The following is a 494-nucleotide window of genomic DNA, read 5'->3' on the forward strand; positions in this document are numbered from 1 at the left end:
GGTGGCGGCGACCAGGTTTTCCTCGACCGTGAGGTCTTCGAACACGCGCCGCCCCTCCATCACGTGGAACAGGCCGCGGCGCACCAGCTGCTGGGGCGCCAGCGCCGCGGTCGGCTGGCCGTTGAACAGCACGCTGCCGCTTTCGAGCGTGCCGTCTTCGAGCGCCAGCAGGCCCGAGATCGCCTTGAGCGTGGTCGATTTGCCCGCGCCGTTGCTGCCCAGCAGCGCCACGATCTGGCCGCGCGGCACGGCCAGCGACAGGCCGCGCAAGGCCTGCACCACCTTGTTGTAGATGACCTCGATGTTGTTGACTTCGAGGACGTTGGCTGGCGCGGACTGGGTCATTGTGACGGCAGGGTCAGAGCTTGATCCAGTCAGAGGCTGCGACCATTTTTTGGGCCTTCATATCGGCTCGATAGACGCGTCCTACTGGGATCGAGTTGCCGCTGATGGTGATCGGCACGCCGATCAGGCCGCCGGTGTCGAAGTCCTTG

The 494-nt window shown here is 65.6% G+C and carries 1 protein-coding gene and 1 pseudogene; both read right to left on the reverse strand.

Going from position 1 to position 494, the window contains the following annotated elements:
- On the reverse strand, window positions 1-345 hold a 345-nt coding region (locus B2J89_RS21690), incomplete at its 3' end, for an ATP-binding cassette domain-containing protein (RefSeq protein ID WP_169170853.1).
- A gap of 13 nt (window positions 346-358) precedes the next feature.
- Window positions 359-494: pseudogene (locus B2J89_RS22980) on the reverse strand (amino acid ABC transporter substrate-binding protein); the annotation flags it as partial.

The organism is Acidovorax sp. SRB_24, assembly GCF_012931925.1.